Here is a 25,634-nt window from a genome sequence, read left to right as displayed (position 1 = left end):
ATGGACTTCACACTCGACTCCGAGCAGACAGCACTGCGCGACGCCGTCCGCGGCCTGCTCTCCAAGGCCTACGACTCGTCCGAGACCCGTCGCCAGGTGACCAAGACCGATCCGGGGTGGGACGAGAAGACCTGGTCGCGACTCGCCGAGATGGGCGCCCTCGGGCTGCCCTTCGCGGAGGAGGACGGCGGCTTCGGCGCCGGACCCGTCGAGGTCTCGATCGTCGCCGAGGAGATCGGACGGGTCATCGCCCCCGAGCCGTACGTCGAGGCGGTCGTCCTCGCGGGCGGCCTCGTCGCCGCGGCCGGGACGCCCGAGCAGCGTGCGGAGATCATCGGCGCCCTCGCCGAGGGATCGCTCGTCCCCGCGTTCGCGCACACCGAGCCGGGTGCCCGGTACAGCGAGGACGCCAGGGGCGTCACCGCGACGGCGTCCGGGGACGGCTGGACCCTCACCGGCGTCAAGGAGCCCGTCCTGGGCGGCGGGCGGGCGGACCTGCTGGTCGTCAGCGCCTCGATCGACGGCGGGACGGGACTGTTCCTCGTCCAGCCCGACGCGACCGGCCTGACCCGGACCTCCTACACCACGTTCGACGGCGGTCGCGCCGCGCACATCGCGTTCGCGGGCACGCCGGCCACGCCGCTGGGCGAGGCCGGCGCCGACCAGTCGGCGGCCATCACGGCCTCGATCGCGGCGGCGCAGATCGCGTACGGCCACGAGGCGATCGGTGCCATGGCGACCGCGCTGGAGGAGACCACGGCGTACCTCAAGACGCGCAAGCAGTTCGGCGTGCCTCTGATGACGTTCCAGGCGCTGACGTTCCGCGCGGCCGACATGTACGTGTCGCTCGAGCTGGCCCGCAGCACCGTTACGTGGGCGACCCTCGTCCTGCTCGACGGCGGCGACACGGTAGACGCACTCGAGGCGGCGTCACGCGCCAAGCTGCAGGTCAGCAAGGCGGGTCGCCACATCGGCAAGGAGGCCATCCAGCTGCACGGCGGCATCGGCATGACGGCCGAGTACAGCGTCGGTCACTACATGTCGCGCCTCACCGCGATCGACCACGCCCTCGGCGACGGCCGGCACCACCTGGCCGCTCTCTCGGCGACCCTGGACGACCACGGCATCGTCGATCCCCTGCCGTGACCCCGCGGCGGTGACCTGATCGCCTGACGCACCACCTGGGCGGTGACTCGCTCGCCCTTCCGAGACCGGAAGGACGACTGGGTCACCGCCCTCGGTGCGTCCGGGGTTGCTCAGGACCGGGCGAGGGCGCGCAGGTCGACCATGACGCCGTTGACGAAGATGTCGATCGCGTCGCCGTAGTAGCCCGCGGCGTCCGCGCAGTCCACGAACGAGGGCGCCGCGGCCCGAAGTCGCGGGTAGCGGTCGTCGGGCAGCGACTGCAGGATCGCGAGCTTCGCCGCGACGGCCTCCTCGCGCTCGGCGGGCTTCACCGTCACGTCCGCGCCGGGCTGGCCGCTCACCAGGCTCATCGAGATCATCAGGGCGTAGTGCGCGATCGACGCGGCCTTCTGCGCGTCGCAGCCGGCCGACATCAGCTTGTCGAGCGTCGCCTCGGTGATGTCGCGACCGACCTGGTTGGTCAGCATCCGGGTGAGCAGCAACGGGGTCGCGCCCGGGTGAGAGCGCATCGCCTCGACGAGCGCCCCCATCGCCTCCCGCAGGTAGTCCTCCAGCGGGAGCTTCGGATCGGGCTCGCGGACCGTGGAGACCACGAGGTCGCCGACGGCGTCGAGCAGCGCCTCCTTGTTGGAGAAGTGCCAGTACAGCGCCATCGGCGTCACGCCGAACTCGTCGGCGACCTTGCGCACCGTGAGCGCCTCGAGTCCCTGCTCGTCGACGATGCGCAGCGCGCTCTCGACGACCAGCGCGGGGTTGAGGGAGTTCTTGGCCTTCATGTTGACAACTATACGCCATATATGTTGTGCTCCTATACGACGTACATTTACAACGTAAAGGAGTGGTCATGAACGACCGCCGCAACATCTGGGCCCTCGTGGCCGTCGCGCTGGCGACGTTCATGACGTACCTGGACAACAACATCATCAACGTCGCCGTGCCGGTCATCCAGGACGATCTCGACCTGGGCACCGCCGGCATCGAGTGGGTCGTGAGCTCGTACATCCTGACGTTCGCGGGCCTCATGCTCATCGGTGGACGGCTCGCCGACCTGCTCGGCCGGCGCCGCATCTTCCTGATCGGCCTCGGCGTCTTCACCCTCGCGTCGTTCGCAGCGGGGCTGTCGGGCAACGTCGAGTCCCTCATCGCGAGTCGCGCGGTCCAAGGAGCCGGCGCCGCCCTGCTGACGCCGACCACGCTCGCGATCATCTCCGCGACGTTCACCGACAAGCGCGAGCGCAACGTCGCGGTCGGCATCTGGGGCGCGGTCGGCGCGCTCGCCCTGGCAGCCGGTCCGCTGCTCGGCGGAGTCCTCAGCGAGCACGTCGCGTGGGAGTGGATCTTCTTCATCAACGTCCCGCTCGGCCTCGTCACGGCCGCCCTGGCCATGTGGGCCATCACCGAGTCCCGCGACCCGGTCCAGCGCCGCCTCGACGGGTGGGGCCTGGTCGCCTCGACGATCTCGCTGTCGACCCTCACGTTCGCCCTGATCGAGGGCACCAGCCGGGGCTGGACCTCCCCGGAGATCCTGGCGTCCTTCGCGGTCGCCGCGGTCACCGCCGCCTGGTTCGTCGCGGTCGAGCTCTCGGTGGAGGACCCCATGGTGGACCTCGGGCTGTTCCGCGACCGCGTCTTCTCGGGGGCGCTCCTGTCGCTGATGCTGTGGGCGTTCGGCCTGTTCGGGATCTACTTCTTCACCTCGCTGTACCTGCAGGGCGTGCTCGGCTTCTCCCCCACCAAGGCGGGTCTCACGTTCGTGCCGATGGCCCTGTTCATGGCCGTCTCCGCCGCGGGCTCCGAAGCCGTCGCGCACCGGTTCGGCGCCCACCGCTCGGTCACCTTCGGCATGGCGCTGATGGGTGTCGCGATCGCGTCGGTCGCACTCTTCGGCCAGGACGCGTCGATGCTCGACCTCATGCCGAGCTTCATCGCGATCGGCATCGGCGGCGGCCTCACGATCCCCCTGACCGCCACGGTCCTCGGGATCATGCCGCAGGACCAGGCCGGCGTGGCCTCGGGCGTCTTCAACACGTCGCGCGAGCTGGCCGGCCTCCTCGGCATCACGGTGATCGGGGTGATCCTCACCAGCCGCGAGGACTCGGTGCTCGACGGCGGCGGGCTGCCCATGGACGCGTTCCTGAGCGGCTACCGTCTCGGCCTGCTCGTGGCCGGTGCGCTCGTCTTCGCCGGGGCCGTCGCCGCCTGGGCAGCGCTGCGCAAGGCCGAGGACGAGCCCGTCCTCACCGAGGACGCCGTCCTGGTGGGCTGAGCACGACGGCGCCAACCCCATGACCGGGGCGGTGCCCGGCTCGCGCATCGGCTCCCTCCCTGCGCGGTCCGGCGCCGCCCCTTGGCGCGTCCGGGCATGAAGGACCCCTCGCGTACCCGACAGAGGTCACTGACCCTTGCTGCCTTCCGGCCCTGGGGGAGTTGGGTGATGTGTCGCCACGCGAGGGGCTGCCCCCATCATACGGATGCCCCGGCCACCACCCCAATCCGGGACCGCGCACCGCGGGAGGCCCCCAGAACCTAGGGTGGTGCGCGTGAGGAAGTGGCTGCTGCTGGGCAGCGCGATCGCGTTCGAGGTCAGCGCCTCCCTCAGCCTGAAGGGCGCACTGGACCGCCCGCTCCTGTACGCCGTGGTGGTGGTCGGGTACGTGGCCTCGTTCGTGCTCCTGAGCCGGGTGCTGGTCGCCGGTCTGCCGCTCGGCGTGACGTACGGCATCTGGGGCGCCGTCGGGGTCGCCGCCACCGCCGTGCTGTCGGCCTGGATCTTCGACGAGCGGCTGACGGCCCTGATGCTGGGCGGCATCACCCTGGTCATCGCCGGCGTGCTGCTGGTCGAGATCGGGTCCCAGCGGGCCCGGAGCCGGCAGGAGGCCGTCTAGTGCAGTGGTTCCTCCTCGGCCTGGCGATCACCGTGGAGGTGGTCGCAACCCTGTCGCTGAAGGTCGCGACCGGCGGGCGCCCGCGCTGGTACGCCGGCGTCGCGGCCGGGTACGTCACCGCCCTCGTCCTGCTGTCGCTCGCCCTGGACGCGGGGCTCGGGCTCGGCGTCGCGTACGGCATCTGGACGGCCACCGGCGTCGCGGCGACCGCGATCTTGTCCCGCGTGCTGTTCAAGGAGCCCCTCACGCTGCTCATGACCGCCGGCATCGGCCTCATCGTTGCGGGTGTTCTGCTGATCGAGCTGGGCGCCAGCCACTGAAAGGACGAGCCCGATTGGTCGGGACGGATGACCGACCGGTAACCTCGTCGACGGAGGATTCGCATAGTGGCCTAGTGCGCTCGCTTGGAAAGCGGGTTGAGTGAAAGCTCTCAGGGGTTCGAATCCCCTATCCTCCGCCACCAGGACGCAACGACACCCCGCCCGGGCCCACGCCCGGGGCGGGGTTCGTCCGTTCAGGCGCCGTCGCGGAGGGTGACCGGGTCGGCGAACGTGAACGTCTCGAAGACGACCGCGTGCGGTCAGGACGCGACAGACAGGCCAAGGTCGTCACGCGGCTGGCCGGCGAGCTTGCGCACGGCATCCTCGGACCCGTCCACGCACCGGCTGCTGATCGACAGGTGGATGCGCCGCCGTGGTACGGGCCCGGAGCTCCAGCCCGTCCTGGGACGCCTCCACGACCTCCTGCGCGCTCTGCTCGATCGTCCAGCCGTCCGACCTCAGCGCGGACTCGATGCTGTCGGGGTGGTCCGAGGCCGGGGTGTCGGTCTGGGTGATCGCAACCTCCGCGACGTACCGGGCGCCGGACGGGCGCGGCTCCATACCGCAGGTCGCCCACCCGCCCGAGCCGGAGCTGGAGTAGCTCACCGCCTTAACCGCGTCCCCGACGAGGGGGAACGCCTCGCCGGCCGCGACCCGCGTGGCACCGGCCCGCTGCGCTGCGCGGTCGCCGGACTCGCCGGACCCGCCGCACCCGGCCAGGGGAGCCGATCATCAGCGCCACCACCGCGACGCCCGGGCGCCTCATGTCGCTCCCTCATCAGGCGTGAACCGGCCGTACCGCGACCGCCGCGGCTATGCCCGGACGCTTCTGCGGCGCATCCGCTCGGCGCCAGCATGTGACGAGGCAGCGGATGACTTACAGGATCACCTCGAACAACCCTGCGGCACCCATGCCACCACCGATGCACATGCTCACCACGACATGGCGCGCTCCACGCCTTCTGCCCTCGATCAGCGCGTGGCCCACGAGTCGCGAGCCCGTCATCCCGTATGGGTGGCCCACGGAGATCGCGCCACCGTTGACATTGAACACCTCCGGGTCAATGCCCAAGACGTCGCGGCAGTGGACGGCCTGCGAGGCGAACGCCTCGTTGAGCTCCCACAGACCGATGTCGTCAATCGCGAGGCCGTGAGCGTTCAGCAGTCGGGGAATCGCTGCCACCGGCCCGATCCCCATCTCTTCGGGCCCGCAACCGGTAACCGCGATCCCGCGGTAGATGCCGAGGGGGGTGATGCCCCGACGTTCGGCCTCGGCCGACTCCATCAGCACATTGACCGAGGCGCCATCGGAGAGCTGGGAGGCATTGCCGGCGGTGACCGTCGGCATGGCCACCACCTCACTGTCCCGGAGCACGGTTTTGAGCCCCGCGAGGCTTGACAGCGTCGTCGACGGGCGGTTGCCCTCGTCCTCGGAGATCGTGACCGCCCGCCGCGCGGTCGTGCCGGTCTCGCTGTCTGTAACGACCTGGGTGGCGCGCGTCTCCAGGATCTCCATCTCGAACCGGCCGTCCACCTGGGCCTGCGCGGTCCGCTCCTGTGACATGGCAGCGAACTCGTCCTGCCGATCACGGCTTACGCCGTATCGCTCCGCGACGACCTCCGCAGTGTGCAGCATGGACATGTAGATGCCCGGCTTGTGCTCCCCGAGCCAGGGGTCGACCTTGCGGTATGCGTTAGCGTGGTCGTTCTGCACTAGTGAGATTGACTCAACGCCACCGCCGATGGCAACCTGCATCGAGTCGCACACGATCTGCTTCGCGGCGGTGGCAACCGCCATGAGGCCGGATGCGCACTGCCGGTCGACCGACATGGCCGGGACGGTGTCGGGAAACCCAGCTCGTAGGACGGCCTGACGTGCGACGTTGAAGCCCGACGCGCCCTCCTGCATCGCGCAGCCCAGAACGACGTCCTCTACCTCGGCCGGATCAACACCGGCTCGCGCCAGCGCACCCACCAGCACACGGGCGGCGAGCTCCACCGGCTGGGTGTCGTTGAAGGCGCCCCGGTAGGCCTTGCCGATGGGAGTCCGTGCCGTTGACACGACGACTGCTTGCCTCACGACGATAACTTCCGTTCTATTGTCTGGAATCCACAGGAGCTGAGCGTCACTTCGGCAGGCCCAACACGCGTTCGGCGATGATGTTGCGTTGGATCTCGGACGTGCCGGTGTAGATCGTCGAGGCGAACGCGTTCAGGTAGGTGCCGACCCAGGACCCGCTGTCGTTGGGAGCACCGTGAAGATCCGGGCCGTCGGCACTCGGAGGGCGCTGGACCGTCGGGGCGATGGCCTCGGCACCGAGGACATCGACCGCTAGCGCGCTGACCGACTGCCAGTACTCCGACCAGTAGAGCTTCACGATGGCCGCTTCAGGTCCCGGTGGCTCCCCGGAGAGGAATGTGGTCAGCGAGCGCATGGCGAGAAGGCGGACCACCTGCAGACGGGTGTAACACCGGGCCAGCCGCGCACGCACCTGTGGATCATCGCCTCGGCCACGCGAGTTGACGAGGTCGACCAGCCGGTCGAACTCGGCCTGGAAGCGCAGAGCCATGGCAGTCGCGTTCTCGCCGCGTTCGAAGCCGAGAGTCATCATGGCGACGCCCCACCCGCCGTTGACCTCGCCGATGACGTTCTCCGCCGACGTGCGCGCGTCGGTGAAGAAGACCTCGTTGAACTCTGGGTTGCCGTTGATCTGGGAGATCGGGCGCACCTCGATTCCCGGCTGGTCCATCGGGATCAGCAGGAAGGTGAGGCCGCGGTGCTTGGGGGCCTCGGTGTCGGTGCGGACCAAGGCGAACATCCAGTTGGCCAGGTGACCGGCAGAGGTCCAGATCTTCTGCCCGTTGATGACCCACTCGTCGCCCTCACGCACCGCACGCGTCGCGACCGACGCGAGGTCGGAGCCGGCACCTGGCTCGGAGAATCCCTGGCACCACAGGTGCTCGCCGGAGATGACCCGCGGCAGGAAGTGGCTCTTCTGCTCCGGAGTGCCGAGGGCCAGCACGATGTTGCCGAGGAGCTGGAAACCTGAGGCGTCGTTGTCGGTCAGCATGAGGGGCACGCCGGCCTTGGTGAACTCCTCGTTGAGGACGGCCCGCTCCGAGTTGGAGAGGCCTCCGCCACCGTGCTCGGTCGGCCAGTGCGGTGCGAGTAGTCGGTGCTCGAGCAGCACGTTGCGCCACTCGCGAAGGAAAGTCCCGCGCTCCCCCGGGTCGAGTGCCCCGAGCCCATGCCACCCCTCCGGCAGGGTGCTGCCGAGCAGCGAGGTGATGTGCGCCCGGTACTTCTCAGCGTCTTCGCTGTATCGCAGGTCCATGTCAGCCTCCCTGGCCAATCCCCGCGCCATCCAGCAAGCGTGTGGCGAGCGGATCGAGCTCCTGGTTCCAGTCACCCAGCAGGAGTGCCGAGGACTTTGCGCGCTTCACGAACAAGTGCGCGTCGTGCTCCCACGTGAATCCGATCCCACCGTGAATCTGCAGGTTCGACGCCGTGGAGAGTTCGACCTGCTCGCAGGACACGAGCCGTGCCACGACAGCGGCGTCCGCGAACGAGTCCGGCACCGCCTGCTCGACCCAGGCGGCGTAGTACGTGGCGGAGCGCGACGTCTCCAGCGCGACGAACATGTCGGAGCAGCGATGCTTGATGGCCTGGAAGCTGCCGATCGGACGGCCGAATTGATGCCGCATCTTGGCGTAGTCCACGCTCATGTCGAGCACGGCCTGCATGACACCGACCTGCTCGGCCGCGAGCAGCACCGCCGTCAGCGATCGTGCGGTCCGGAGAATCAGGCCCGCAGAAGCCGCGTCACCGAGCACCGTCGCCGGCGCCCCGTCGACGGACAGCTGCGCGACGTTGCGAGTGGGGTCGAGCCCGTCGAGGCGATCTCGTACGGCGCCGGCGAGGTCGATGACCACCACCACCTCAACACCGTCGAGCAACGCGGGAGCGATCACGATGTCCGCCACGTGCCCGTCGAGCACGATGCCGAGATCGCCGGTCACGATCAGGCCGGAGGAAGCATTGGTGGCGACGGGTCGAGCAGCCTCCTGCGCCGGGTGCGAGACCGTGGCGATGCGGGTTCCCTCGGCGATGCCGGGCAGGATCTGAGCCCGTATCTCCTCGGAGCCAAAGCGCTCCACCAGGAGGCCGGCCACCGACGTGGAGAGGAACGGTCCCGAGTAGAGCCGCTTGCCCATCTCCTCGGCCACCACGACCAGCTCGAGGAGTGTCTCCCTCGAGCCTCCGTATGCCTCCGAGACGCTGAGACCCGTCACCCCGAGGTCGTGGGAGATCCGGGTCCATGCCGCACGGTCGAAGTTGTCGTCGGTGTCCATCAGCGCGCGCACCTTGTCCATCGAGCACGCCTTGGCCAGGAAGGCGGAGGTTACCGCAGCGAGTGCACGCTGCTCCTCCGTCAACGAGAAGTCCACGTCGATGCTCCGATCGGATTGGCGGTGTCCTGCATGTCAGATTCCTACCTCGTCTGCCACGTCGTGGGCTCGTTGGATGATGCTCTTGACCGATCCCTCTAGCTGCGGAGCGCCCCGCGCCCGGTTGCGCGGCTCGTCGACAGTCCGACGGAGCACCCCTTGCGTGATGATCGCGAGCTTCCACAGGCCCAACGAATGCCAGAAGCCGAGCGCCGAGGTGTCTCGGCCGGACTCGGCGACGTAGCGGTCGACCATGTCGCGGCGCGACACGAAGCCGGGCAGGGCGGGCGCCTGGAAGATCGGGGTGTCCCGATCGCCCGGCTGGGGCCAGTAGGCCAGCAGGGTCCCGAGGTCGGCGATCGGGTCGCCCAACGTCGAAAGCTCCCAGTCGAGAACTGCGCGCACGGCTCCGTCCTCAGGCGAGAGAATCACGTTCCTGATGTGGAAGTCGCCGTGCACGAGCGTGAGCTCCTCACGTGCCGGTGCGGCAGCCCGGAGCCGCGCCGTAAGCATGTCTACCTCACGCAGCTCGCCGATCCTGGACTGCTCCCACTGCGCCGACCATCGGCGAAGCTGGCGTTGGGCGTAGGACCCGTGGCTCGCCAACGAGGCCAGTCCGGCTTGTTCGAGGTCCACCGCGTGGATGGCTGCGAGCGTGCGGGCCATGTCGCCCCCCACGCGCCTCCGTACGGAGGCGGAGGTCGCAGCAGCGGCCTCCATGTCGTCGATGACCAGGCCATCGACGTGCCCCATGACCAGGACTGGAGGTTCGAGCGAGGTCCGCAGACCCAGCACGTGGGGCGACGGCACAGCGGTCGGCCCCAAGGCGTTGAGGATGCGCGCCTCCCGGCCTACGTCGTGGGCCGAGTGGAGCAGGGCGCCGAGCGGCGGCCGACGCAGGATCCACTGCCGGCCATCGCCATCGGTCACCGCAAAGGTCAGGTTGGACTGCCCTTTGCCCACACGCTCGTACCGCAGGGGCTCGGTGTGCTCGATGTCCAGGTCGACGAAGACCTCGGTGACCCCGACGTCCTCGACGCCGACGCCCTGACTCTCGACGTGGGGGTGCACCGATCAGCTCCGGTCCGCTGCCGGCGGCGCTTCCTCGATCTTGCCGAGGATCTGTCCGCCGTCGATGACCGTCGTCGTGCCGGTGATCCAGCTGCTGGCGTCGGACGCCAAGAAGGAGACGGCCGCGCTGACGTCCTCCGGCTCGCCGATACGACCCAAGGGGGTCCCCTGGGCGACCTCATCCTCGCGCTCCTGCCACAACGCCTCGGACAGCTTCGTCCGCACGACACCGGGAGCGACGGCGTTGACCCGGACCTTCGGGCCCAGCTCGAAGGCCAGCTGCTTCGTCAGATGGATCAACGCGGCCTTTGACACGTGGTAGACGCCCAGGTCCGGGCCGACGGCGAGACCACCGACGGACGAGGTGTTGATGATGGAGCCACCGTGCTCGCCCATCCAGGACTTGACCACCAGCGACGTCCAGAGCACGGGTGCCCAGAGGTTGACCTCCAGCGTCTTGCTGAAGCGTCCGTAGTCCTGGTCGATGACAGGGCCGTACGCCGGGTTCGTGCCGGCGTTGTTCACTAGGATGTCGATGCTGCCGAACTTGGCCAGCGTCTCGTCGACGCAGGCGCAGGCGCGCTCCTGGGACGTCGCGTGCGCCTCGAAGCCCATGGCACGCTCGCCGACGCCCTCCGCTGCCGCCTCCGCGGAAGCGGCCGTGCGCGAGGTGAGGACCACATTGGCGCCGAGGTCGTGGAACGAGCGCGCGATCGCCAGCCCGATGCCTCGGGACGCACCCGTGACGATCGCGGTCTTCCCCTCGAGGGACAGGCTCCGAGGGTTGCTCATGCGTTCGCCTTGTCCCGACGCCGCATCTCCTGGCGGGCGATCACGCGCTTGTGCACCTCGTCCGGACCGTCCGCGAAGCGCAGCGTGCGCTGCTGGGCAAACATCTCGGCCAGGGGGAAGTCGTCGGAGAGCCCGCCACCACCGTGCACCTGGATCGCCCGGTCGATGACTTTCAAGGCCATCGACGGCGCGGCGACCTTGATCGCCGCGATCTCGACCCGCGCGTGCTTGTTGCCGACTGTGTCCATGAGCCAAGCCGCTTTCATCGTCAGCAGGCGCACCATCTCGATCTCGACCCGCGACTCGGCGATCCAGTCCTGGATGTTCGCGCGGTCGGCCAGCGGGGCACCGAAGGTCGAGCGCGACTTGGCCCGATCGATCATCAGGTCAAGGGCGCGCTCGGCTGCACCGATTGAGCGCATGCAGTGGTGGATCCGGCCTGGCCCCAGCCGCGACTGGCTGATCAGGAAGCCGTCACCCTCGTTCGCCAGGAGCGCCGTCGCCGGGACGCGCACGTTCTCGAACAGTACCTCCGCATGCCCCTCGCGGTCCTGATAGCCGAAGATCGGCAGGGAGCGGACGATCGTGACGCCGGGGGTGTCGATCGGGACGACCATCATGCTCTGCTGACGGTAGGACTCAGCCGAGGGGTCGGTCTTGCCCATGACGATCAGGACCTTGCAGTTCCGGTGCAGGGCGTTCGACGTCCACCACTTGCGTCCGTTCAGGATGTAGTCGTCGCCATCGCGCTCCATCCGCATCTGGATATTGGTCGCGTCGGAGCTGGCCACGGCCGGCTCGGTCATCGCGAACGCCGACCGGATCTCGCCGTCCAGGAGTGGGCGCAGCCACTTCTCCTTGTGCTCGTCAGTCCCGAACAGCGTCAGGACCTCCATGTTGCCGGTGTCGGGCGCTCCGCAGTTCGTCGCCTCTGGGGCGAGGTGGAGGCTGCGACCCATGATCTCGGCGAGCGGGGCGTATTCCAGGTTCGTCAGACCGGGACCGGTTTCGGGGTGCGGGCTGAAGAGGTTCCAGAGGCCTCGCGCCTTCGCCTCCTTCTTGAGCTCGTCGAGAACGGGCGGATAGAAGTGCGGGTCACCGGAGTCGCGCATCTGCTGGGCGTAGACCGGCTCGGCCGGGTAGATCTCCTCGTCCATGAAGGCTTGCAGCAGCTCTGCGTACTTCGTACCTCGGTCGGACTTCTCGAACTGCATGTTTCCTCCATGACCAGGACCGCGCCTGATACGTAGTTGATGTTGAGGTCGGATTCAACTTAGCGGAGCTAGGTATCCACTTCAATGGCCTCGGTCGATTTGGTGGGCATATTTCGGACGAATTGACGTCCGGCTCAGATCAGCAGGCGTTTGACGAGCTTGCCGGTGGCACTTCGCGGTAGATGGGGCAGGAATTCGATCGTGCGCGGGCACTTGTATCCCGCCAGCCGTTTCCGGCAAAAGGCGAGCAACTCCTCGGCCAGCTCGCTTCCGGCCTCGTCGCCCGGCGTGGGCTCGATGACCGCGACGACCCGCTGTCCGTAGTCGGCGTCGTCGCGACCAATGACCGCGACATCCCGCACTCTGGGGTGCTCGACGAGCAAGTTCTCCACCTCCAGCGGGTAGACGTTCTCCCCGCCGGTGATAATCATGTGGGCGGCTCGGTCGGTGATGAACAGGTAGCCGTCCTCGTCGATGTAGCCCATGTCGCCGACGGTGCACCAACCCCGGTGGTCGCGCGACGCGGCGGTCTTGACTGGGTCGTGGTGATACTCAAACGGCTTGTTGCCCGACCAGTAGAAATAGCCGACCTCACCGGGCGGGAGCTCACGCTCCTGCTCGTCGAGAACGTGCGCCACCCCGGAGATGGGACGCCCGATGGACCCCTTCTTGAGTGGCCACTCATCCGGTCCGATCATCGTGAGACCGGGGCGCTCGGTCGCGCCCCAGCAGTCGTAGACGATCGGACCAAGCCACTCTAGGGAACGGTCCTTGATCGAGACCGGACACGGCGCCCCACCGTGGCCCACAAAGACCAGGCTGCTGAGGTCGTGCTGCGCCCGACTCTCCTCGGGCACCTCGAGCAGGCGGCTGAGAATCGTGGGGACGACCATCGTGTGGGTGACGCCGAAGGTCTCCACCGCGCTGAGGAAGGCTGTGGTGCCGAAACGCTCCAGCACCACGACGATGCCGCCAATGCGGTGTGAGGTGAGCGCGGACGCCAGGGCTGCGACATGGAACAACGGGGTGGCAGCGAGGAACACGCTGTCCTCGGTCATTCCGTGGTTCTTGCGGATCGCCGTCGTGGTGGCGTCCAGCGTCCCGAAGGGGGCACCGACCGAGCCCGGCTTGACCCCTTTGGGTTTGCCGGTCGTGCCGGAGGAGTACAACATGTCGCACCCCTCGGACTCGTCGTCCAGAGGCTCGCCGGACAGCCCGGCGCACGCCTGCTCGAGGCCCTCGAACAGGCCTCCCCCGCCGTCCAGTCCGATCCGGACCTTGAGTGCGGGCACGAGCTCGGCGATCTCCTGGCCGGTCGCCATGAAGTCGGCAGCAACGAAAAGAGCCGCCGCTCCGCTGTCACTGACGACGTGCGTGAGCTCGTCAACCGTCCAGCGAGTGTTGAGCGGCGTCCAGTAGAGACCTGAGCGTTGAGCCGCCCAGCACAACTGCAGGGTGCGCTCGTGGTTCCCGACAAGCAGCGCCACATGGTCACCCGTGCGCAGTCCGCGCTCTCGGAGCAATCGGGCGATCCGGGCGGACTCAGCGTCCAGCTCGGCGTACGTCATGACCTTCCCCGAGCCCGCCATGATCTGCGCCGGGTGATCAGGATGGAGTGCCGCCTGGGCGGTCGGGGTGTAGGACACATTCATGTTGGCGGTCATCTCGCTCACCTCGGTCATCGGCCTTCGAATCGCGGCGCACGACGCCCGAGGAACGCGGCCACGCCCTCGGCGAAGTCCGCGCTGTCGTTGGTGATCATGACTGCGAGCTCGGCGTCGTCCAGGGCCTGCGACATCGTCGACTCCTGGGCGCGGATCATCATCCGCTTGGCGAGGCGGACCGCCAGAGGGGCGCGCGCGGCCAAGGTACGAGCGAGGGACAGGACTCTGTCCTCCAGCTCGTCGTGCGGCACGACCTCACTGACCAGACCCAGGCTGAGCGCCTGATCGGCTCCGTATGTCTCCGCGAGCAGCGTCATGCGCAACGCTCGCTCCAGGCCCATGACTCGGGGGAAGAGCCAGGCCCCTCCCTCATCAGGGAGCAGCCCCACGGATCCGGACGGATCACCGAAGGTCGCACGGTCGCTCGCCACCCGGATGTCCGTCAAAAGCGCCAGGACCAGTCCGCCCGCCATGGCCGGCCCGTTGATCATCCCGATGACTGGCTTGTCGAGCTGGCGCATGGCACGGGTCAGCGGGTGGAAGCCCTCGCGCATGACCGTCGCATGACCCAGCACGCGCGTGTCCGCGACCTCGAGCTCGACCTGGCTCTTGACGTCACCGCCGGAGCAGAATCCGCGTCCGGCGCCGGTGATCACCAGCACCCTGGATGAGTCGTCAGCGGCGAAGACCCCCACCGCGTGCGTGCACTCCTGCACCGTCAACGAGGTGTACGCGTTCATCGACGCCGACCTGTTCAGCGTCAGCCAGGTGATGCCTTCCTCGCGGGTCTCGACGGTGATGTCTTGATAATCCATGTCCGAACACCTCTTCTGTCTGCGGATGGTGTCGCCGCCCATCGGGCGGCGACACCATCCGCTCCACCGTGCGGGGCCTTACTTGTCGAGGAGCTCGACCGCCTGCTTCTGCGCTTCGGCCAGACCGTCCTCGGCCGAGACCTGACCCGCGAAGATCTTCTCGACCTGGTCGAGCAAAATCTGACGGAAGGCTGCGAACTCGGACTCGGCGCCCACCGGCGTCTCGTTCACGGCGCCGGCCGTCTGCGAGAAGTCCTTCAGCCATGGGCTCGAGGTGTCGGTCGCCGAGGAGAAGGGAGCGTCAGTCGCCCCGAGTGCTCCACCCATCGTGTCCAGCATCTTCTGCTGGACGTCATCGGTCAGCATGTAGCTGAGGAACGCCTCGGCGCCCTTCTTCTCCTCGTCGCTCGCGTTCTTGTTGACGAAGGCAGCGTGGTAGATGTTCAGGTACTGGTCGGAGCCGAAAGGCAACGGGTGCACCTCGAGCCCCTCGGCCAGGGCGGGCGTCTGGGCGGCCATGATCCCGGCCAGTGGCAGGGCCTCGATGACCATCGGGATCTTGCCCTCGCCGAAGGCGCGGCGGTAGGTCGGAGCGTCGGCTCCCACCGGGATGATCTTGTCGTCAATGAAGGTCTTCATCCGCTTCACAGTCGCGACGGCCTCGGGAGAGTCAAGCGTCGGCTTGCCCGACTCATCGGTCCAGGAGCCCCCCGACCCGTACAGCCAGTTGGTCAGGTCGACAAACCACCCGGTGGTGTCGGACGAGGTGTGCCGGAAGGCGAAGCCGAAGTTGTCCTTGCCCTTGGTCGCGGCCTTGGCGGTCGCAAGGAACTCGTCGTACGTCGTGGGGACCTTGAGCCCGAGCTTGTCGAGCGCGGGACGGTTCACCAGCATCTGGTACGGACTCGCCGTGAACACCACGCCCATCCGCTTGTCGCCGTCGAAGAGCGTCTTGTCGTACGCAACCAGGCCGTCAGACGGCACGTCGACCTTGTCGGTCAGGTCGGTGGTCAGGCCGGCCTCGACGGCGCGGCCGAACTCGGACTCCTCGACGCCGGCGATGGTCGGTCCCTTGCCCGCACCGATCTGGGTGAAGATCGTGTCGTGATAGCCCTCATACGGCGCGTTGATGGCCTTAATGACGTACTTGCTCTGCGAAGCATTGAAGTCGTCCATGATCTTGGTGAAGGTGCCGAACGGCGGCGCTGTCAGCGCCCAGTGGCTGAAGGTGATCTCCACGGGGCCTGAGCTCTCCTTGGAGTCGGACCCACCGCCGCATCCAGCGAGGACCAGCGCCCCCGCCGCTAGCACTGTGCCCAAAATTCTTTTCCGCATGTCTACTCCCTAGATTGGTTGTTGATGCACTGCGTGGTTGTTGATGCACACTGCGCTGGCGGGCGTCGATCGACGTCCGCTGTTAGTCGGAGATGAGGGCGTCTCCGGTGACCGGGTCGAACCGACGGGTGCGTTCGAGGTCTACGCGGACTCCCACCTGTTGTCCGATCTTCACGAGGCGGTGCGAGGGCACCCGTACGTCGAGGGCGTGCGCGTCCACGTCGAGCACCGTCTGCGCGTCAGCATCCGAGGCCGGTCCGGCATCGAGATGGATACGCACAAGCTGCTCTGCGCCCCAGTCCTCCACCGCCGCCACCTGGCCCTGGAACTGGCAGTTCTGGGTCGGCTCGACGATCTCGACCCACTCGCTGCGCACACCGAGGAGGAAGTCCGTCGCGATTTCCGTCGAGAGGTGCGCCGAGCCAGCGGCTGTCGTGTCGACAGCGACGTCCTGGCCGGCGACGCGCCAGACACCGGCCCCGGTCGCCACGGCGGGAAGCATGTTCATCGCGGGAGTGCCGATGAACTGCGCCACGAAGGTGTTGGCGGGGTTCTCGTAGACCGCGCGAGGCGTCCCGACCTGCTGGAGGACGCCGTCCTTCATGACACCGATCTTGTCCCCCATCGTCATGGCCTCGACCTGGTCGTGGGTGACGTACACGATCGTGGTCTTGAGCAGGCGGTGGAAGCGGATCAGCTCACTACGGGTCTGTGCACGGAGCTTAGCGTCGAGGTTCGACAGCGGCTCGTCCATCAGGAAAGCCAAGGGCTCGCGCACCATGGCCCGACCCAGCGCGACGCGCTGCCGCTGACCGCCGGAGAGCGTCGCAGGCAGGCGGTCGAGCATCTCGGTCAGCCCAAGCGTCTCCGCGATGCGGTCGATCACGTCAGCGATCTCAGGGCTGCGCATAAGACGCCGGCGCACGATCCACCCGACGACCGGGATGTGGTGCCACCACCGGAAGCGGCGCATCAGCAACGGGAAGCTCATGTTGCGGCGCACCGACATGTGCGGGTAGAGCGCATAGTTCTGGAACACGAAGGCCAGGTCCCGCTCGTCGGCTTCCATGTCCTGCGCGGCACGACCGTCGATCTCGATAACACCTGAGCTCACCGGCTGGAGACCCGCGATCATCCGCAGCAGCGTGGACTTCCCGCAGCCCGAGGGCCCGAGGAGCACGAAGAACTCACCGTCCTCGATCTCGAGCGAGACGTTGTCGACCGCTGCCGACTTTCCGAACAGGCGGGAGACTCCGCGAAGGGCGATCTTCGGCTCGGCGGTCGCAGTCGCGCTCGCCACGCCGCCGGTCGGCATCGATTCTGTGTTCATGGTGGTGGTCATCACTTATCCCTTGATGGAGCCGGAAATGAGGCCGCTGACGACGTACCGCTGGAGCAGCACGAAGAAGGCAATGGCAGGCAGGGTGTAGATCGCCGATGCAGCCATCACGGTGTTGATCGGTACGAGGTACTCGCCGATGAACGAGGCGAGCCCCACCGACGCAGGCCGGGCGCCCTCATCGGTGATGAAGGTTGAGGCGAACAGGAACTCGTCCCAGCCGTAGAAGAAGGCGACGATGGCGCCCGCCGCCAGCGACGGCGCGATCAGGGGCGCAACGACCAGGGTCGCGGTGGTCAGCGAGCTGGCCCCGTCCATCTTGGCGCTCTCCTCGATCTCCACCGGCACGCCGTCGATCGCGCTCTTGAGCAGGAAGACGACGACCGGCATCACGAAGGCGGTGTGCACGAGCACGAGTCCACCGAGGTTGTTGAGGAGGCCGAGGCTGACGAACAGCGCGTAGAACGGCACGACCAGAAGCGCCTCGGGCAGCATCTGCGTCGCGAACAGCGCGAAGCCGAACAAGGACTGTCCCTTGAAGCGATAGCGGGACAGCGCGTATGCCGCGAAGAACCCGAGCACCATGGTGCAGACGGCCGTGCCGATCGCGATGACCGCGCTGTTGCCCAACCACTTCAAGATCTGGGTGTCCGCGAGGACGTCCTTATAGATACCCAAGCGGGAGAAGTCGGGGAAGAATCTCGGGCTGCTGCTGGTCAGATCCTTGTCCGTCGTCAGCGATGTCACGAACATCCAGTAGACCGGGAACAGCACGAGCAGGATGCCGACCAGGATCACGATCGTCGTCACCGCGCGGCGCGTGAGCTTGCCGATGCGGCGCCGTGGCCGGGGTGCAGCCGCGAGTGGCGGAGTCGTACGGCTCGCGGGCTGGCTTTCCGCAATGGTGGTCATGCGTTCGCTCCAGTCGCTCGGGCTCTACGGGCGGCGAGCAGGAAGTACACCGCCGTGACAGAGGTGGAGATGGCAAAGCCGACGACACCGATCGCGGATCCCAGCCCGAGATGCGAGTTCCGGAACGCCGTCTTGTACAGGTCGATCACCAAGGTGTTGGTCGAGCCCAGAGGGCCGCCCTCGGTCAGCACCCAGATCAGGTCGAAACGACGCAGCGACCAGATCGTGACAAACAACGTCAGGACACCGAGGGTGGGACGGATCGCCGGCAGCGTGATGTGCTTGAACACGTTCATCCGACTCGTCCCATCGATGCGTGCGGCCTCGTACAGATCGGCCGAGACGCCCTGCAAGGCGGCCAGGAGGATGACGGCGGAGAAGGGGAAGACCCGCCAGATCGTGACGGCCAGGATGGACGGCAGGGCGGTGTGCTCGTTGTCGAGCCACTGGACGTAGCCGTCGCTGATCCCGACCTTGGTGACGAACCAGTTCAGCACGCCGTACTGGTTGTCGAAGATCCATGCGGAGATCAGGGCGACAGGGATCATCGGGGCGGCCCACGGGATGATGACCAGTCCGCGAAGGAGCCGACTACGGCCGGTCAACCGGTTCATGCCGAGGGCGGCCAGCAGTCCGACGCCGATGGCTCCGACCACGCTGACGATCGTGTAGATCAAGGTGATCCGCAGCGTGCGCCAGAAGGCGGGGTCCGAGAACAGCTCGGAGTAGTTCTCCGTTCCGACGTACTCACCGCCCCGCGGGTTGAGCAAGTTCGTGTCGGTGAAGCTGAGGCGGAGGCCCTCAAACAGCGGGTATGCCATCAGAACCAGCAGATATATCGCAGCCGGAGCGACAAACAGGTACGCCGTGAACCGGTTCCTGCGTACCGGCCGCCGAGGCGTGACGGCGACCACCTCAGACACGGAGGTCGGATTCGGCATCGAGGGAGTCGGGCTTCGTGCCGAGCACGCGGGTGTTGGCTGGCACGTGCGCCATCAGCACTGGCGGGAAGTTCGGCTTGCGCTTCTCCATGAAGCTCGCGACTCCCTCGGCCAGGTCGGGTCGCTCGAGCGACTCGAACATCAGGACGTCTGAGTCATCGACGACATCGAGGAGCGGCGCGTCAGCATGGTTGTACATCTGCCACTTGATGACGGCCATCGAGGTCGGCGAGACGTTGTCGGCGAGGTCGTGGGCGTACTCGAGAGCGGCGGCGAGCGCGTTCCCCTCGTCGGCGACCTGGTGGATCACGCCGAGCTCCTTGGCCTCTTCGGCGAGGAAGACGCGAGCCGAGAGCAGGAGTTCCATAGCCGTCGCCATGGTTGTGATCTTGGGCAGCAGCCACGACAGGCCGTGCTCGGCGATGAGCCCGCGCCGCGCGAATGAAGTGGTGAACTTGGCGTTACGGGCCGCGATCCGCACGTCGCACATCAGTGCGAGCTGCAGCCCGATGCCGGCGCAGGGGCCGTTGATCGCCGCGATGATCGGCTTGGGAAACCACATCGGCGCCAGGAGTGGCCGGCTCCCCTTCTCGGTCTCAGCGCTCGCGACCTGCAGCACGGACATGTCGGCACCGCCGCAGAAACCGCGGCCGGCGCCGGTCAGCACGACAATCCGAGCATCGGGGTCCGACATGATGCGATCGAGGGAGTCGTAGAGCTCCTGCTGCATCAGGGGCGTCCAGGCGTTCAGACGGTCTGGACGATTGAGCGTGAGTGTGACGACGCCGTCCTGGATCTCGTACATAACCGTGGCTGGCTGCTCGGTTTCGCTCATGGGATACGAACCCTCCTGGTTGGACAGGTCCGGCGAGAGGCCGGCGCTGCGTGGTGTGCGTCACACCATGTGATCGCACACATGAACCCGGTGTCAAGTTCAATTCCAGAAGATCTCAGAAATGATTTTATATGGATACGAGGTCTATTGAACTCGACATCAACTTCAGGTACGTTCCTTGCGACCGAAGGAGAACGCCATGATCGAACTCGCCCGCCCCCTCCGCCCTAGGACAACTGCCGACCTCCGAGAGCTAATCGGCGCCGATCTGGGCGCGACCACCTGGCATCACGTGACCCAAGAAGACATCGACCGATTTGCCGACCTCACCGGCGATCATCAATGGATTCATGTGGATCCGGTGCGTGCTGCCGAAAGCGAATTCGGCTCGACAATCGCCCACGGATTGTTCGGGCTTTCACTGGGACCCGGCCTGATGGAAGAACTGATCGTCTTCGACGGATTCGCTCACAGCCTCAACTACGGGTACGACAAGGTCCGATTCCCCTCCCCACTCCCTGTGGGATCCCGGATTCGCATGCGTGCGACGGTTTCGAGAGTGGACGACCTCGGCACAGCCGCGAATATCGTGATCTCCCAACGCTATGAGCGCGAGGGAGCCGACAAACCATTCTGCGTCGCCGAGCAGGTCGCGCGCTTGACCGAGCACGCCACGCACCCACACTGAGTACGTTCGTTAGCTTGGCGTCGCGACGATCTTCAGCGCGTTGACCCACAGTTTGGTCGCAGTGTCGACCAGGGCCTCGAACTCCATGTCGTCTCCCAGAGCGAAATTGTGATACGCCAAGCGTCCGACCATGCCGTTAAGTGCCATGGACGCCATGTACGGATCCAAATTTGGGTCTGCCAAGCCACGCTGCTGCAGATCCGCAATGGCGCGGGCGTTTCGCTCGCCGAAGACCTTGCCTCGTTGGCGGCGCATCTCGCGGAACTTCGGGTCGATCATGGCGACTTGCTCCAACAACATCATGAGTTTCGCGTTGCGACGGTAGGCCTCGAAATAGGCCCGGTGGCTGGCCTCGATGACCTCGACGTGAGAGCTCTGCCCTGGGTCAAGACGCGGCATGCCCGGGTGGAGCATGTCGTTCTGCGACGCTTCCAGCACGGCGGCGAAGACCTCCTCCTTGCTGGAGAAGTAGGTGTAGAACGTGCCTGTCGAGCACCGGGCCTGCGCGGTGATGTCGGTCAGACGACAATCAAGATAACCGTCACGTTCGAAGATGACCCGGGCGGCAGCGACCAGCGCGGCCCTGGTGCGTGCACCCCTAGCCGTTAGCGGCTTGTCCTTGGAGGGACTCTCCGGTGACAGTCCCTCTTCCAGCTCGATCAACGGCGTGTCTGTGTCACCCATACTTTACTTATACTGAGTTCAGGTTCAACTGTAAAGCGGCGCCCTCACACTTAGTCTACGCCCCAGACCGACGTCTCTCGCTGAATACGACGAGGGGTGCCTGTCCTCCTCCCCAGGACGAGATGGACAGGTCCAGATCGTCCCGGCGCTCGGCGGCAACTGTCGGACATCATCGTCCTTGAGCCCCTCACACAGCCGCCCTCGATGGACGGGATGACCCCCGGACTCCCGCGGGCCTTCTGGACGACGTACGCCTGACCTGCCCGCGCCGGGAGACCGGGGACGATCAGACCGGGGGTCGGGTCGGGCCCGAAGGGCCCTTCGGCGTCGGGCCGGGCAATCCAGCGGCGATGGCCCGACGAGACAATCAGGTCGAGGTCAGGATTCTCGGGCCGGACCGTGCTCCAGAACGGGTCACCGGCCACGCATCTGTTCGCCCGAGAGACAAGGCTCGACCGTAACGTGGCCGCGCAGCTACGCCCGGACGCTCCTGCGGCGCATCCGCTCGGCACCCCGGCGGTACAGCAACCACCCCACGACCAGCAACGCGACGCCGAACGCCAGGAAACCGAGGTCCCACGACAGCGGACCGCCGAGGTCGTCGCGGACGTGGTGGACCTGCAGGACGTGGTGGTCGATGATGCCCTCGACGACGTTGAACAGGCCCCACCCGGCCAGCAGCAGACCCAGGTGGAACGGCAGGTTCGGCGACATCCGGCCGTGGCGCCAGCTGCGCAGCATGACGATCGAGCCCGCGAGCACGAAGACCCAGGTCGCGAGGTGGAAGAACCCGTCGGCGACCGTGTTGATCTCGAGCCCGGCGACGGTCTTGTCCGTCTCCTGGTCGGTCAGCATGTGGTGCCACTGGAAGATCTGGTGGAGCACGATCCCGTCCACGAAGCCCCCCAGGCCGATGCCCATGAGGAGCCCACCCCAAGGCGAGGGAAGACGTCGCGCGGTCGGGTCCTTCACGTCTGCGGGCATGACGCCCCATTACCCGCACACCGCCTCCCCAAGCGTCGAAGCAATTTCAGGAGGCGCGCTCGATGCACCTCGCTGAGGATGGAGGGAGACCGCGAGCATGCCTCCGCAGGAGGGGTGCTCCTCACCGACCGACGAGGAAGCACGTGCCGGACCACGACCCATCATGACCGCGACGGCTGAGCACGCCGCGCCACGCCAGCGCGAGGACCTCGCGGAGGTGGCGGACGCCGCCGCATTCCTCGAGCGTGTCGAGGCGCGTCTCGACACGTTCCTGGCAGCGCGGTCCAGCCTCCTGCTCGAGGTGAGTCCCGACCTGCAGCCCGTGACCCGGATCCTCCGCGAGGTGGCCCGCGGCGGCAAGCGGCTGCGCGCCACCTTCGGGTACTGGGGCTGGCGGGCGACCGGCACCCCCGTCACCGACGCCACGGTCGACGTCGCCGCGGCGCTGGAGCTGTTCCACCTCGCCGCGTTGGTGCACGACGACCTGATGGACCACAGCGCGACCCGCCGCGGCGTCCCCACCGTCCACACGGCGTTCGCGGGCCAGCACCGGCGCGGCGGGCTGCGGGGCGACGCCGCCGAGTTCGGCAACGGAGCCGCCCTGCTGGTCGGCGACCTGTGCCTGACCTGGTCCGACGAGCTCCTGGACGGCAGCCTCCTCGCACCGGCCCGGCACGTCGCGGCTCGCAGGATCTACAACCTCATGCGGACGCAGGTCGTCGCCGGCCAGTACCTCGACGTGCTCGAGCAGTCGCGCGACCACACCACGGTGGACGCGGCGCGCACCGTGCTGCAGTTCAAGAGCGCGAAGTACACCGTCGAGCACCCGTTGATGCTCGGCGGGGCGGCCGCGGGAGCCGGTCCGGACCTGCTGCGCGCCTGCTCGGCGTACGGGCTGCCGGTCGGCGAGGCGTTCCAGCTCCGCGACGACGTCCTCGGGGTCTTCGGCGACGAGACCCGCACCGGCAAGCCGGTCGGCGACGACCTCCGCGAGGGCAAGAAGACGCTCCTGGTGCTCGTCGCGCGGGACCGCGCGGACCGGGCCGGCCGCGAGGTGCTGGAGGCCGGTCTCGGCAACCGCGACCTGGACGCCGCCGGCGTCGCGGCACTGCAGCAGGTGCTGGTGAGCACCGGCGCCCTCGACCTCGTCGAGCAGCGGATCGCCGAGCTCACGGCGCGGGGGGCGGACGCGATCCGCACGAGCGACGTGCCCGCACCGGTCGCGTCCGGCCTCGCCGAGCTCGCCGAGCGCATCGCCGGACGGGCGTCCTGATGCGCACCGTCAAGGGCCCGACCGACCACGTCGTGATCGTGGGGGCAGGACTCGGCGGCCTGTCCGCAGCACTCCGTCTCGCCGGCGCCGGCCGACAGGTCACGGTCGTCGAACGGGACGAGGAGCCCGGCGGCCGGGCCGGCGTGGTCCGCACCGGCGGCTACTCGTTCGACACCGGGCCGACCGTGCTGACGATGCCCGACCTCATCGCCGATGCCTTCGACTGCGTCGGCGAGGAGATGGACGACTGGCTCGACCTGGTGCCGGTCGACCCGCTCTACCGGGCGACGTACCCGGACGGCTCGCGCCTGGACGTGCACGCCGATCCCGCCCGCATGGAGCAGGAGATCCGCGAGGTCTGCGGTCACGGCGACGCGGCGGGTTTCCGCGACTTCACGGCGTTCCTCGAGAAGGTCTACCGCTACGAGATGCGGGACTTCATCGACACCAACATGGACTCGCCGCTCTCGGTCGCGACACCCAACCTCGCCCGCCTGGCCGCGATCGGTGGGTTCCGGCGCCTGGCCCCGAAGGTCGCGCAGTACCTGAAGGACCCGCGCCTGCAGAAGGCCTACAGCTTCCAGGCGATGTACGCGGGGCTGTCGCCGTACGACGCCCTCGCGATCTACAGCGTCATCAGCTACATGGACTCGGTCGCCGGCGTCTTCTTCGCGCGCGGCGGGATGCACGCGGTGCCGCAGGCCCTCGCCGGAGCGGCGGAGAAGCACGGCGTGACCTTCCGGTACGGCACGACGGTCGACCGCGTGGAGCTGGACGGCAAGCGCGCGACCGCGGTGCACACGACGGACGGCGAGCGGATCGCCTGCGACGCCGTGGTCCTGACGCCGGACCTCCCCGTCGCGTGGCGTGACCTCCTCGGCCGCACCCCGCGCCGTGTGGCCCGGCTGTCGTACTCGCCCTCCTGCTACCTGCTCCTGGCCGGGTCGACCGTCGACTACGCCCCGGGCGCGCTGCACAACATCTCCTTCGGCGACTCGTGGGAGGGCGTGTTCACCGAGCTGATCGACGAGCGCCGGGTCATGAGCGACCCGTCGCTGCTGGTGTCGGTGCCCACCCACATGGACCCGAGCCTCGCGCCTCCCGGCCGGCACAGCTACTACGTGCTGTTCCCGACCCCCAACCTGGACGCGGACATCGACTGGCGGACCTTCGAGCCGCGCTACCGCGAGCACGTGATCGAGACGCTCGAGCGGCGCGGCTACCCCGGGTTCGGGGACGCCATCGAGGTCGAGCACGCGACGACCCCGCTGGACTGGGAGGCCCAGGGCATGGAGCGCGGCGCCCCCTTCGCGGCGGCGCACACGTTCGGCCAGACCGGCCCCTTCCGCCCCCGCAACATCTGGGGGGACAACGTCGTGTTCGCCGGCTCGGGCACCACCCCCGGCGTCGGCGTGCCGATGGTGCTGGTCTCGGGACGCCTCGCGGCCGAGCGCATCACCGGCCCCCAGCCGGGCTACCGGTCGAGGACCTGGCCGTGAGCGCCCGCGAGCTCGAAGCCGCAGGCATCCACGACCCGCTGCTGCGCTCGTCGTACGAGACGTGCCGCCGGCTCAACGCCGAGCACGGCAAGTCCTACTACCTCGCGACCCTGTTGCTGCCGCCGCACAAGCGACCGCACGTCCACGCCCTGTACGGCTTCGCCCGCTACGCCGACGACTTCGTGGACTCGCTGACCGCTCCGGACCCGGACCGGCTCGTCGCGTGGGGCGACGCGTTCCTCGACGCCGTCCGGACCGGCGGCTCGGACGACCCGGTGGCGGCAGCGGCGTCGCACACGATGAGCCGGTACCGGATCCCCCTGTCGTACGTCGAGGCGTTCCTGCACTCGATGCGTGAGGACATCACGGTCTCCTCCTACGAGACGTACGAGGACCTGCGCGGCTACATGTACGGCTCGGCGTCCGTCATCGGGCTGCAGATGGTGCCGGTCCTCGGTGTCGTGGACGACCGCGCCCACCACCACGCCCAGCTGCTGGGCGAGGCGTTCCAGCTGACCAACTTCATCCGCGACGTGGCCGAGGACCTGGTGCGCGGCCGGGTCTATCTCCCCCAGGAGGACCTGGACCGGTTCGGCGTGAAGCCCGCGGACCTGCAGCCGGGTCCCGTCACGGCCGAGGTCCGCGACCTGGTGCGCTTCGAGGTCGATCGGGCGCGGAGCCTGTACGCGCAGGCGGCGCCCGGCATCGACCTGCTCGACCCGACGAGCCGTGACTGCGTCTGGACCGCGTTCGGCCTCTACGGCGGCATCCTCGACGAGGTTGAGAAG

At 67.8% G+C, this 25,634-nt stretch carries 24 protein-coding genes, 1 tRNA gene, 1 other RNA gene and 1 pseudogene; 9 read left to right on the top strand and 18 right to left on the bottom strand.

Annotated features, from left to right (window positions below):
- Positions 1-1,146: an acyl-CoA dehydrogenase family protein gene (locus tag C3E78_RS01265; RefSeq protein WP_108576606.1), complete on the top strand. Its 1,146-nt coding sequence runs from the start codon at positions 1-3 to the stop codon at positions 1,144-1,146.
- Between the two features lie 110 nt (positions 1,147-1,256).
- Here the strand turns inward: C3E78_RS01265 and C3E78_RS01260 are convergent, their stop codons facing one another.
- A complete protein-coding gene (locus C3E78_RS01260; protein ID WP_108576605.1) occupies positions 1,257-1,922 on the bottom strand; it encodes a TetR family transcriptional regulator in 666 nt (221 codons plus the stop codon).
- Positions 1,923-1,990: 68 nt separating this feature from the next.
- Here C3E78_RS01260 and C3E78_RS01255 point away from each other — a divergent pair, with 68 nt between their 5' ends.
- On the top strand, positions 1,991-3,412 hold the full coding sequence (locus C3E78_RS01255) for an MFS transporter (protein WP_108576604.1): 1,422 nt from the start codon (positions 1,991-1,993) through the stop codon (positions 3,410-3,412).
- 96 nt (positions 3,413-3,508) lie between these two features.
- Here the strand turns inward: C3E78_RS01255 and ffs are convergent.
- Positions 3,509-3,605, bottom strand: an RNA gene (gene ffs / locus C3E78_RS01250) — signal recognition particle sRNA small type.
- A gap of 81 nt (positions 3,606-3,686) precedes the next feature.
- Between ffs and C3E78_RS01245 the strand changes: the two genes are divergently transcribed.
- The 3 genes from C3E78_RS01245 (at position 3,687) to C3E78_RS01235 (ending at position 4,491) form a co-directional block, all read left to right on the top strand.
- Positions 3,687-4,031, top strand: a complete 345-nt coding sequence (locus tag C3E78_RS01245; protein WP_199906900.1) for a DMT family transporter — start codon at positions 3,687-3,689, stop codon at positions 4,029-4,031.
- Positions 4,031-4,351: a DMT family transporter gene (locus C3E78_RS01240; protein WP_108576602.1), complete on the top strand. Its 321-nt coding sequence runs from the start codon at positions 4,031-4,033 to the stop codon at positions 4,349-4,351. Before C3E78_RS01245 ends, C3E78_RS01240 begins: the two co-directional genes overlap by 1 nt.
- 52 nt (positions 4,352-4,403) lie before the next feature.
- Positions 4,404-4,491 (top strand) — tRNA-Ser (locus tag C3E78_RS01235).
- A 148-nt stretch (positions 4,492-4,639) separates the two neighbouring features.
- Here the strand turns inward: C3E78_RS01235 and C3E78_RS18105 are convergent.
- From C3E78_RS18105 to C3E78_RS01165, 14 genes are all read right to left on the bottom strand, one after another.
- The gene (locus C3E78_RS18105; RefSeq protein ID WP_135804888.1) at positions 4,640-4,957 is read right to left on the bottom strand and encodes a hypothetical protein; all 318 of its coding nucleotides are present in this window, start codon (positions 4,955-4,957) and stop codon (positions 4,640-4,642) included.
- 271 nt (positions 4,958-5,228) lie between these two features.
- The gene (locus C3E78_RS01225) at positions 5,229-6,431 is read right to left on the bottom strand and encodes an acetyl-CoA C-acyltransferase (protein ID WP_108576600.1); all 1,203 of its coding nucleotides are present in this window, start codon (positions 6,429-6,431) and stop codon (positions 5,229-5,231) included.
- Positions 6,432-6,477: 46 nt separating this feature from the next.
- Entirely contained in the window at positions 6,478-7,686 is a 1,209-nt protein-coding gene (locus tag C3E78_RS01220) for an acyl-CoA dehydrogenase family protein (RefSeq protein ID WP_108576599.1), read from the bottom strand.
- 1 nt (position 7,687) lies between these two features.
- A complete protein-coding gene (locus tag C3E78_RS01215; protein ID WP_108576598.1) occupies positions 7,688-8,800 on the bottom strand; it encodes an acyl-CoA dehydrogenase family protein in 1,113 nt (370 codons plus the stop codon).
- Between the two features lie 36 nt (positions 8,801-8,836).
- Positions 8,837-9,871, bottom strand: coding sequence for a phosphotransferase family protein (locus tag C3E78_RS01210; RefSeq protein WP_108576597.1), 1,035 nt, complete (start codon positions 9,869-9,871; stop codon positions 8,837-8,839).
- Positions 9,872-9,874: 3 nt separating this feature from the next.
- Positions 9,875-10,663 carry an SDR family oxidoreductase gene (locus tag C3E78_RS01205; protein ID WP_108576596.1) on the bottom strand — a complete coding sequence of 263 codons (789 nt, stop codon included), beginning with the start codon at positions 10,661-10,663 and terminating at the stop codon, positions 9,875-9,877.
- Complete coding sequence (locus C3E78_RS01200; protein WP_108576595.1) at positions 10,660-11,877, bottom strand: acyl-CoA dehydrogenase family protein; 1,218 nt, start codon at positions 11,875-11,877, stop codon at positions 10,660-10,662. Before C3E78_RS01200 ends, C3E78_RS01205 begins: the two co-directional genes overlap by 4 nt.
- A 134-nt stretch (positions 11,878-12,011) precedes the next feature.
- The gene (locus tag C3E78_RS01195; RefSeq protein WP_159085769.1) at positions 12,012-13,541 is read right to left on the bottom strand and encodes an AMP-binding protein; all 1,530 of its coding nucleotides are present in this window, start codon (positions 13,539-13,541) and stop codon (positions 12,012-12,014) included.
- 14 nt (positions 13,542-13,555) lie between these two features.
- Positions 13,556-14,356, bottom strand: coding sequence for an enoyl-CoA hydratase/isomerase family protein (locus C3E78_RS01190; protein ID WP_108580693.1), 801 nt, complete (start codon positions 14,354-14,356; stop codon positions 13,556-13,558).
- A gap of 78 nt (positions 14,357-14,434) precedes the next feature.
- Positions 14,435-15,595, bottom strand: coding sequence for an ABC transporter substrate-binding protein (locus C3E78_RS01185; protein ID WP_159085768.1), 1,161 nt, complete (start codon positions 15,593-15,595; stop codon positions 14,435-14,437).
- Positions 15,596-15,773: 178 nt separating this feature from the next.
- A complete protein-coding gene (locus C3E78_RS18690; RefSeq protein ID WP_279586396.1) occupies positions 15,774-17,033 on the bottom strand; it encodes an ABC transporter ATP-binding protein in 1,260 nt (419 codons plus the stop codon).
- A gap of 3 nt (positions 17,034-17,036) precedes the next feature.
- Positions 17,037-17,942, bottom strand: a complete 906-nt coding sequence (locus C3E78_RS01175) for a carbohydrate ABC transporter permease (RefSeq protein WP_108576591.1) — start codon at positions 17,940-17,942, stop codon at positions 17,037-17,039.
- Positions 17,939-18,883 (bottom strand): carbohydrate ABC transporter permease, encoded by a 945-nt coding sequence (locus tag C3E78_RS01170; RefSeq protein ID WP_108576590.1) that lies wholly within the window; start codon positions 18,881-18,883, stop codon positions 17,939-17,941. Before C3E78_RS01170 ends, C3E78_RS01175 begins: the two co-directional genes overlap by 4 nt.
- Positions 18,858-19,718 carry an enoyl-CoA hydratase-related protein gene (locus tag C3E78_RS01165; RefSeq protein ID WP_108576589.1) on the bottom strand — a complete coding sequence of 287 codons (861 nt, stop codon included), beginning with the start codon at positions 19,716-19,718 and terminating at the stop codon, positions 18,858-18,860. The genes C3E78_RS01170 and C3E78_RS01165 overlap by 26 nt, the downstream gene beginning before the upstream one ends.
- 199 nt (positions 19,719-19,917) lie before the next feature.
- Here C3E78_RS01165 and C3E78_RS01160 point away from each other — a divergent pair, with 199 nt between their 5' ends.
- Complete coding sequence (locus C3E78_RS01160) at positions 19,918-20,406, top strand: MaoC family dehydratase (RefSeq protein ID WP_108576588.1); 489 nt, start codon at positions 19,918-19,920, stop codon at positions 20,404-20,406.
- Between the two features lie 9 nt (positions 20,407-20,415).
- On the opposite strand, the gene C3E78_RS01155 is transcribed toward C3E78_RS01160, so the two are convergent.
- Both C3E78_RS01155 and C3E78_RS01150 read right to left on the bottom strand, forming a co-directional pair.
- Positions 20,416-21,090 carry a TetR/AcrR family transcriptional regulator gene (locus tag C3E78_RS01155; protein ID WP_108576587.1) on the bottom strand — a complete coding sequence of 225 codons (675 nt, stop codon included), beginning with the start codon at positions 21,088-21,090 and terminating at the stop codon, positions 20,416-20,418.
- 474 nt (positions 21,091-21,564) lie between these two features.
- The gene (locus C3E78_RS01150) at positions 21,565-22,074 is read right to left on the bottom strand and encodes a DUF2243 domain-containing protein (RefSeq protein ID WP_108576586.1); all 510 of its coding nucleotides are present in this window, start codon (positions 22,072-22,074) and stop codon (positions 21,565-21,567) included.
- 163 nt (positions 22,075-22,237) lie between these two features.
- Between C3E78_RS01150 and C3E78_RS01145 the strand changes: the two genes are divergently transcribed.
- The 3 genes and pseudogenes from C3E78_RS01145 to C3E78_RS01135 all read left to right on the top strand — a co-directional run.
- Positions 22,238-23,347, top strand: a complete 1,110-nt coding sequence (locus C3E78_RS01145) for a polyprenyl synthetase family protein (protein ID WP_159085767.1) — start codon at positions 22,238-22,240, stop codon at positions 23,345-23,347.
- Positions 23,347-24,846: a phytoene desaturase family protein gene (gene crtI / locus C3E78_RS01140; protein WP_199906899.1), complete on the top strand. Its 1,500-nt coding sequence runs from the start codon at positions 23,347-23,349 to the stop codon at positions 24,844-24,846. Before C3E78_RS01145 ends, crtI begins: the two co-directional genes overlap by 1 nt.
- Positions 24,843-25,622, top strand: a pseudogene (locus C3E78_RS01135) (phytoene/squalene synthase family protein); the annotation flags it as partial. The gene crtI and the pseudogene C3E78_RS01135, both read left to right, overlap by 4 nt.
- Positions 25,623-25,634: the final 12 nt, after the last annotated feature.

The organism is Aeromicrobium chenweiae (assembly GCF_003065605.1).
GTDB lineage: Bacteria > Actinomycetota > Actinomycetes > Propionibacteriales > Nocardioidaceae > Aeromicrobium > Aeromicrobium chenweiae.
Note: the sequence above shows the minus strand (reverse complement) of the source record. Positions and strands in the feature narration are given on the sequence as shown.

Coding starts and splice junctions, on each gene's coding strand:
- crtI (WP_199906899.1), top strand. CDS start 23,347: ATGCGCACCGTCAAGGGCCCGACCGACCACGTCGTGATCGTGGGGGCA.
- C3E78_RS01175 (WP_108576591.1), bottom strand. CDS start 17,942: ATGACCACCATTGCGGAAAGCCAGCCCGCGAGCCGTACGACTCCGCCA.
- C3E78_RS01190 (WP_108580693.1), bottom strand. CDS start 14,356: ATGGATTATCAAGACATCACCGTCGAGACCCGCGAGGAAGGCATCACC.
- C3E78_RS01150 (WP_108576586.1), bottom strand. CDS start 22,074: ATGCCCGCAGACGTGAAGGACCCGACCGCGCGACGTCTTCCCTCGCCT.
- C3E78_RS01195 (WP_159085769.1), bottom strand. CDS start 13,541: ATGACCGCCAACATGAATGTGTCCTACACCCCGACCGCCCAGGCGGCA.
- C3E78_RS01155 (WP_108576587.1), bottom strand. CDS start 21,090: ATGGGTGACACAGACACGCCGTTGATCGAGCTGGAAGAGGGACTGTCA.
- C3E78_RS01260 (WP_108576605.1), bottom strand. CDS start 1,922: ATGAAGGCCAAGAACTCCCTCAACCCCGCGCTGGTCGTCGAGAGCGCG.
- C3E78_RS01145 (WP_159085767.1), top strand. CDS start 22,238: ATGACCGCGACGGCTGAGCACGCCGCGCCACGCCAGCGCGAGGACCTC.
- C3E78_RS18690 (WP_279586396.1), bottom strand. CDS start 17,033: ATGACCACCACCATGAACACAGAATCGATGCCGACCGGCGGCGTGGCG.
- C3E78_RS01165 (WP_108576589.1), bottom strand. CDS start 19,718: ATGAGCGAAACCGAGCAGCCAGCCACGGTTATGTACGAGATCCAGGAC.
- C3E78_RS01160 (WP_108576588.1), top strand. CDS start 19,918: ATGATCGAACTCGCCCGCCCCCTCCGCCCTAGGACAACTGCCGACCTC.
- C3E78_RS01200 (WP_108576595.1), bottom strand. CDS start 11,877: ATGCAGTTCGAGAAGTCCGACCGAGGTACGAAGTACGCAGAGCTGCTG.
- C3E78_RS01255 (WP_108576604.1), top strand. CDS start 1,991: ATGAACGACCGCCGCAACATCTGGGCCCTCGTGGCCGTCGCGCTGGCG.
- C3E78_RS01265 (WP_108576606.1), top strand. CDS start 1: ATGGACTTCACACTCGACTCCGAGCAGACAGCACTGCGCGACGCCGTC.
- C3E78_RS01205 (WP_108576596.1), bottom strand. CDS start 10,663: ATGAGCAACCCTCGGAGCCTGTCCCTCGAGGGGAAGACCGCGATCGTC.
- C3E78_RS01220 (WP_108576599.1), bottom strand. CDS start 7,686: ATGGACCTGCGATACAGCGAAGACGCTGAGAAGTACCGGGCGCACATC.
- C3E78_RS01170 (WP_108576590.1), bottom strand. CDS start 18,883: ATGCCGAATCCGACCTCCGTGTCTGAGGTGGTCGCCGTCACGCCTCGG.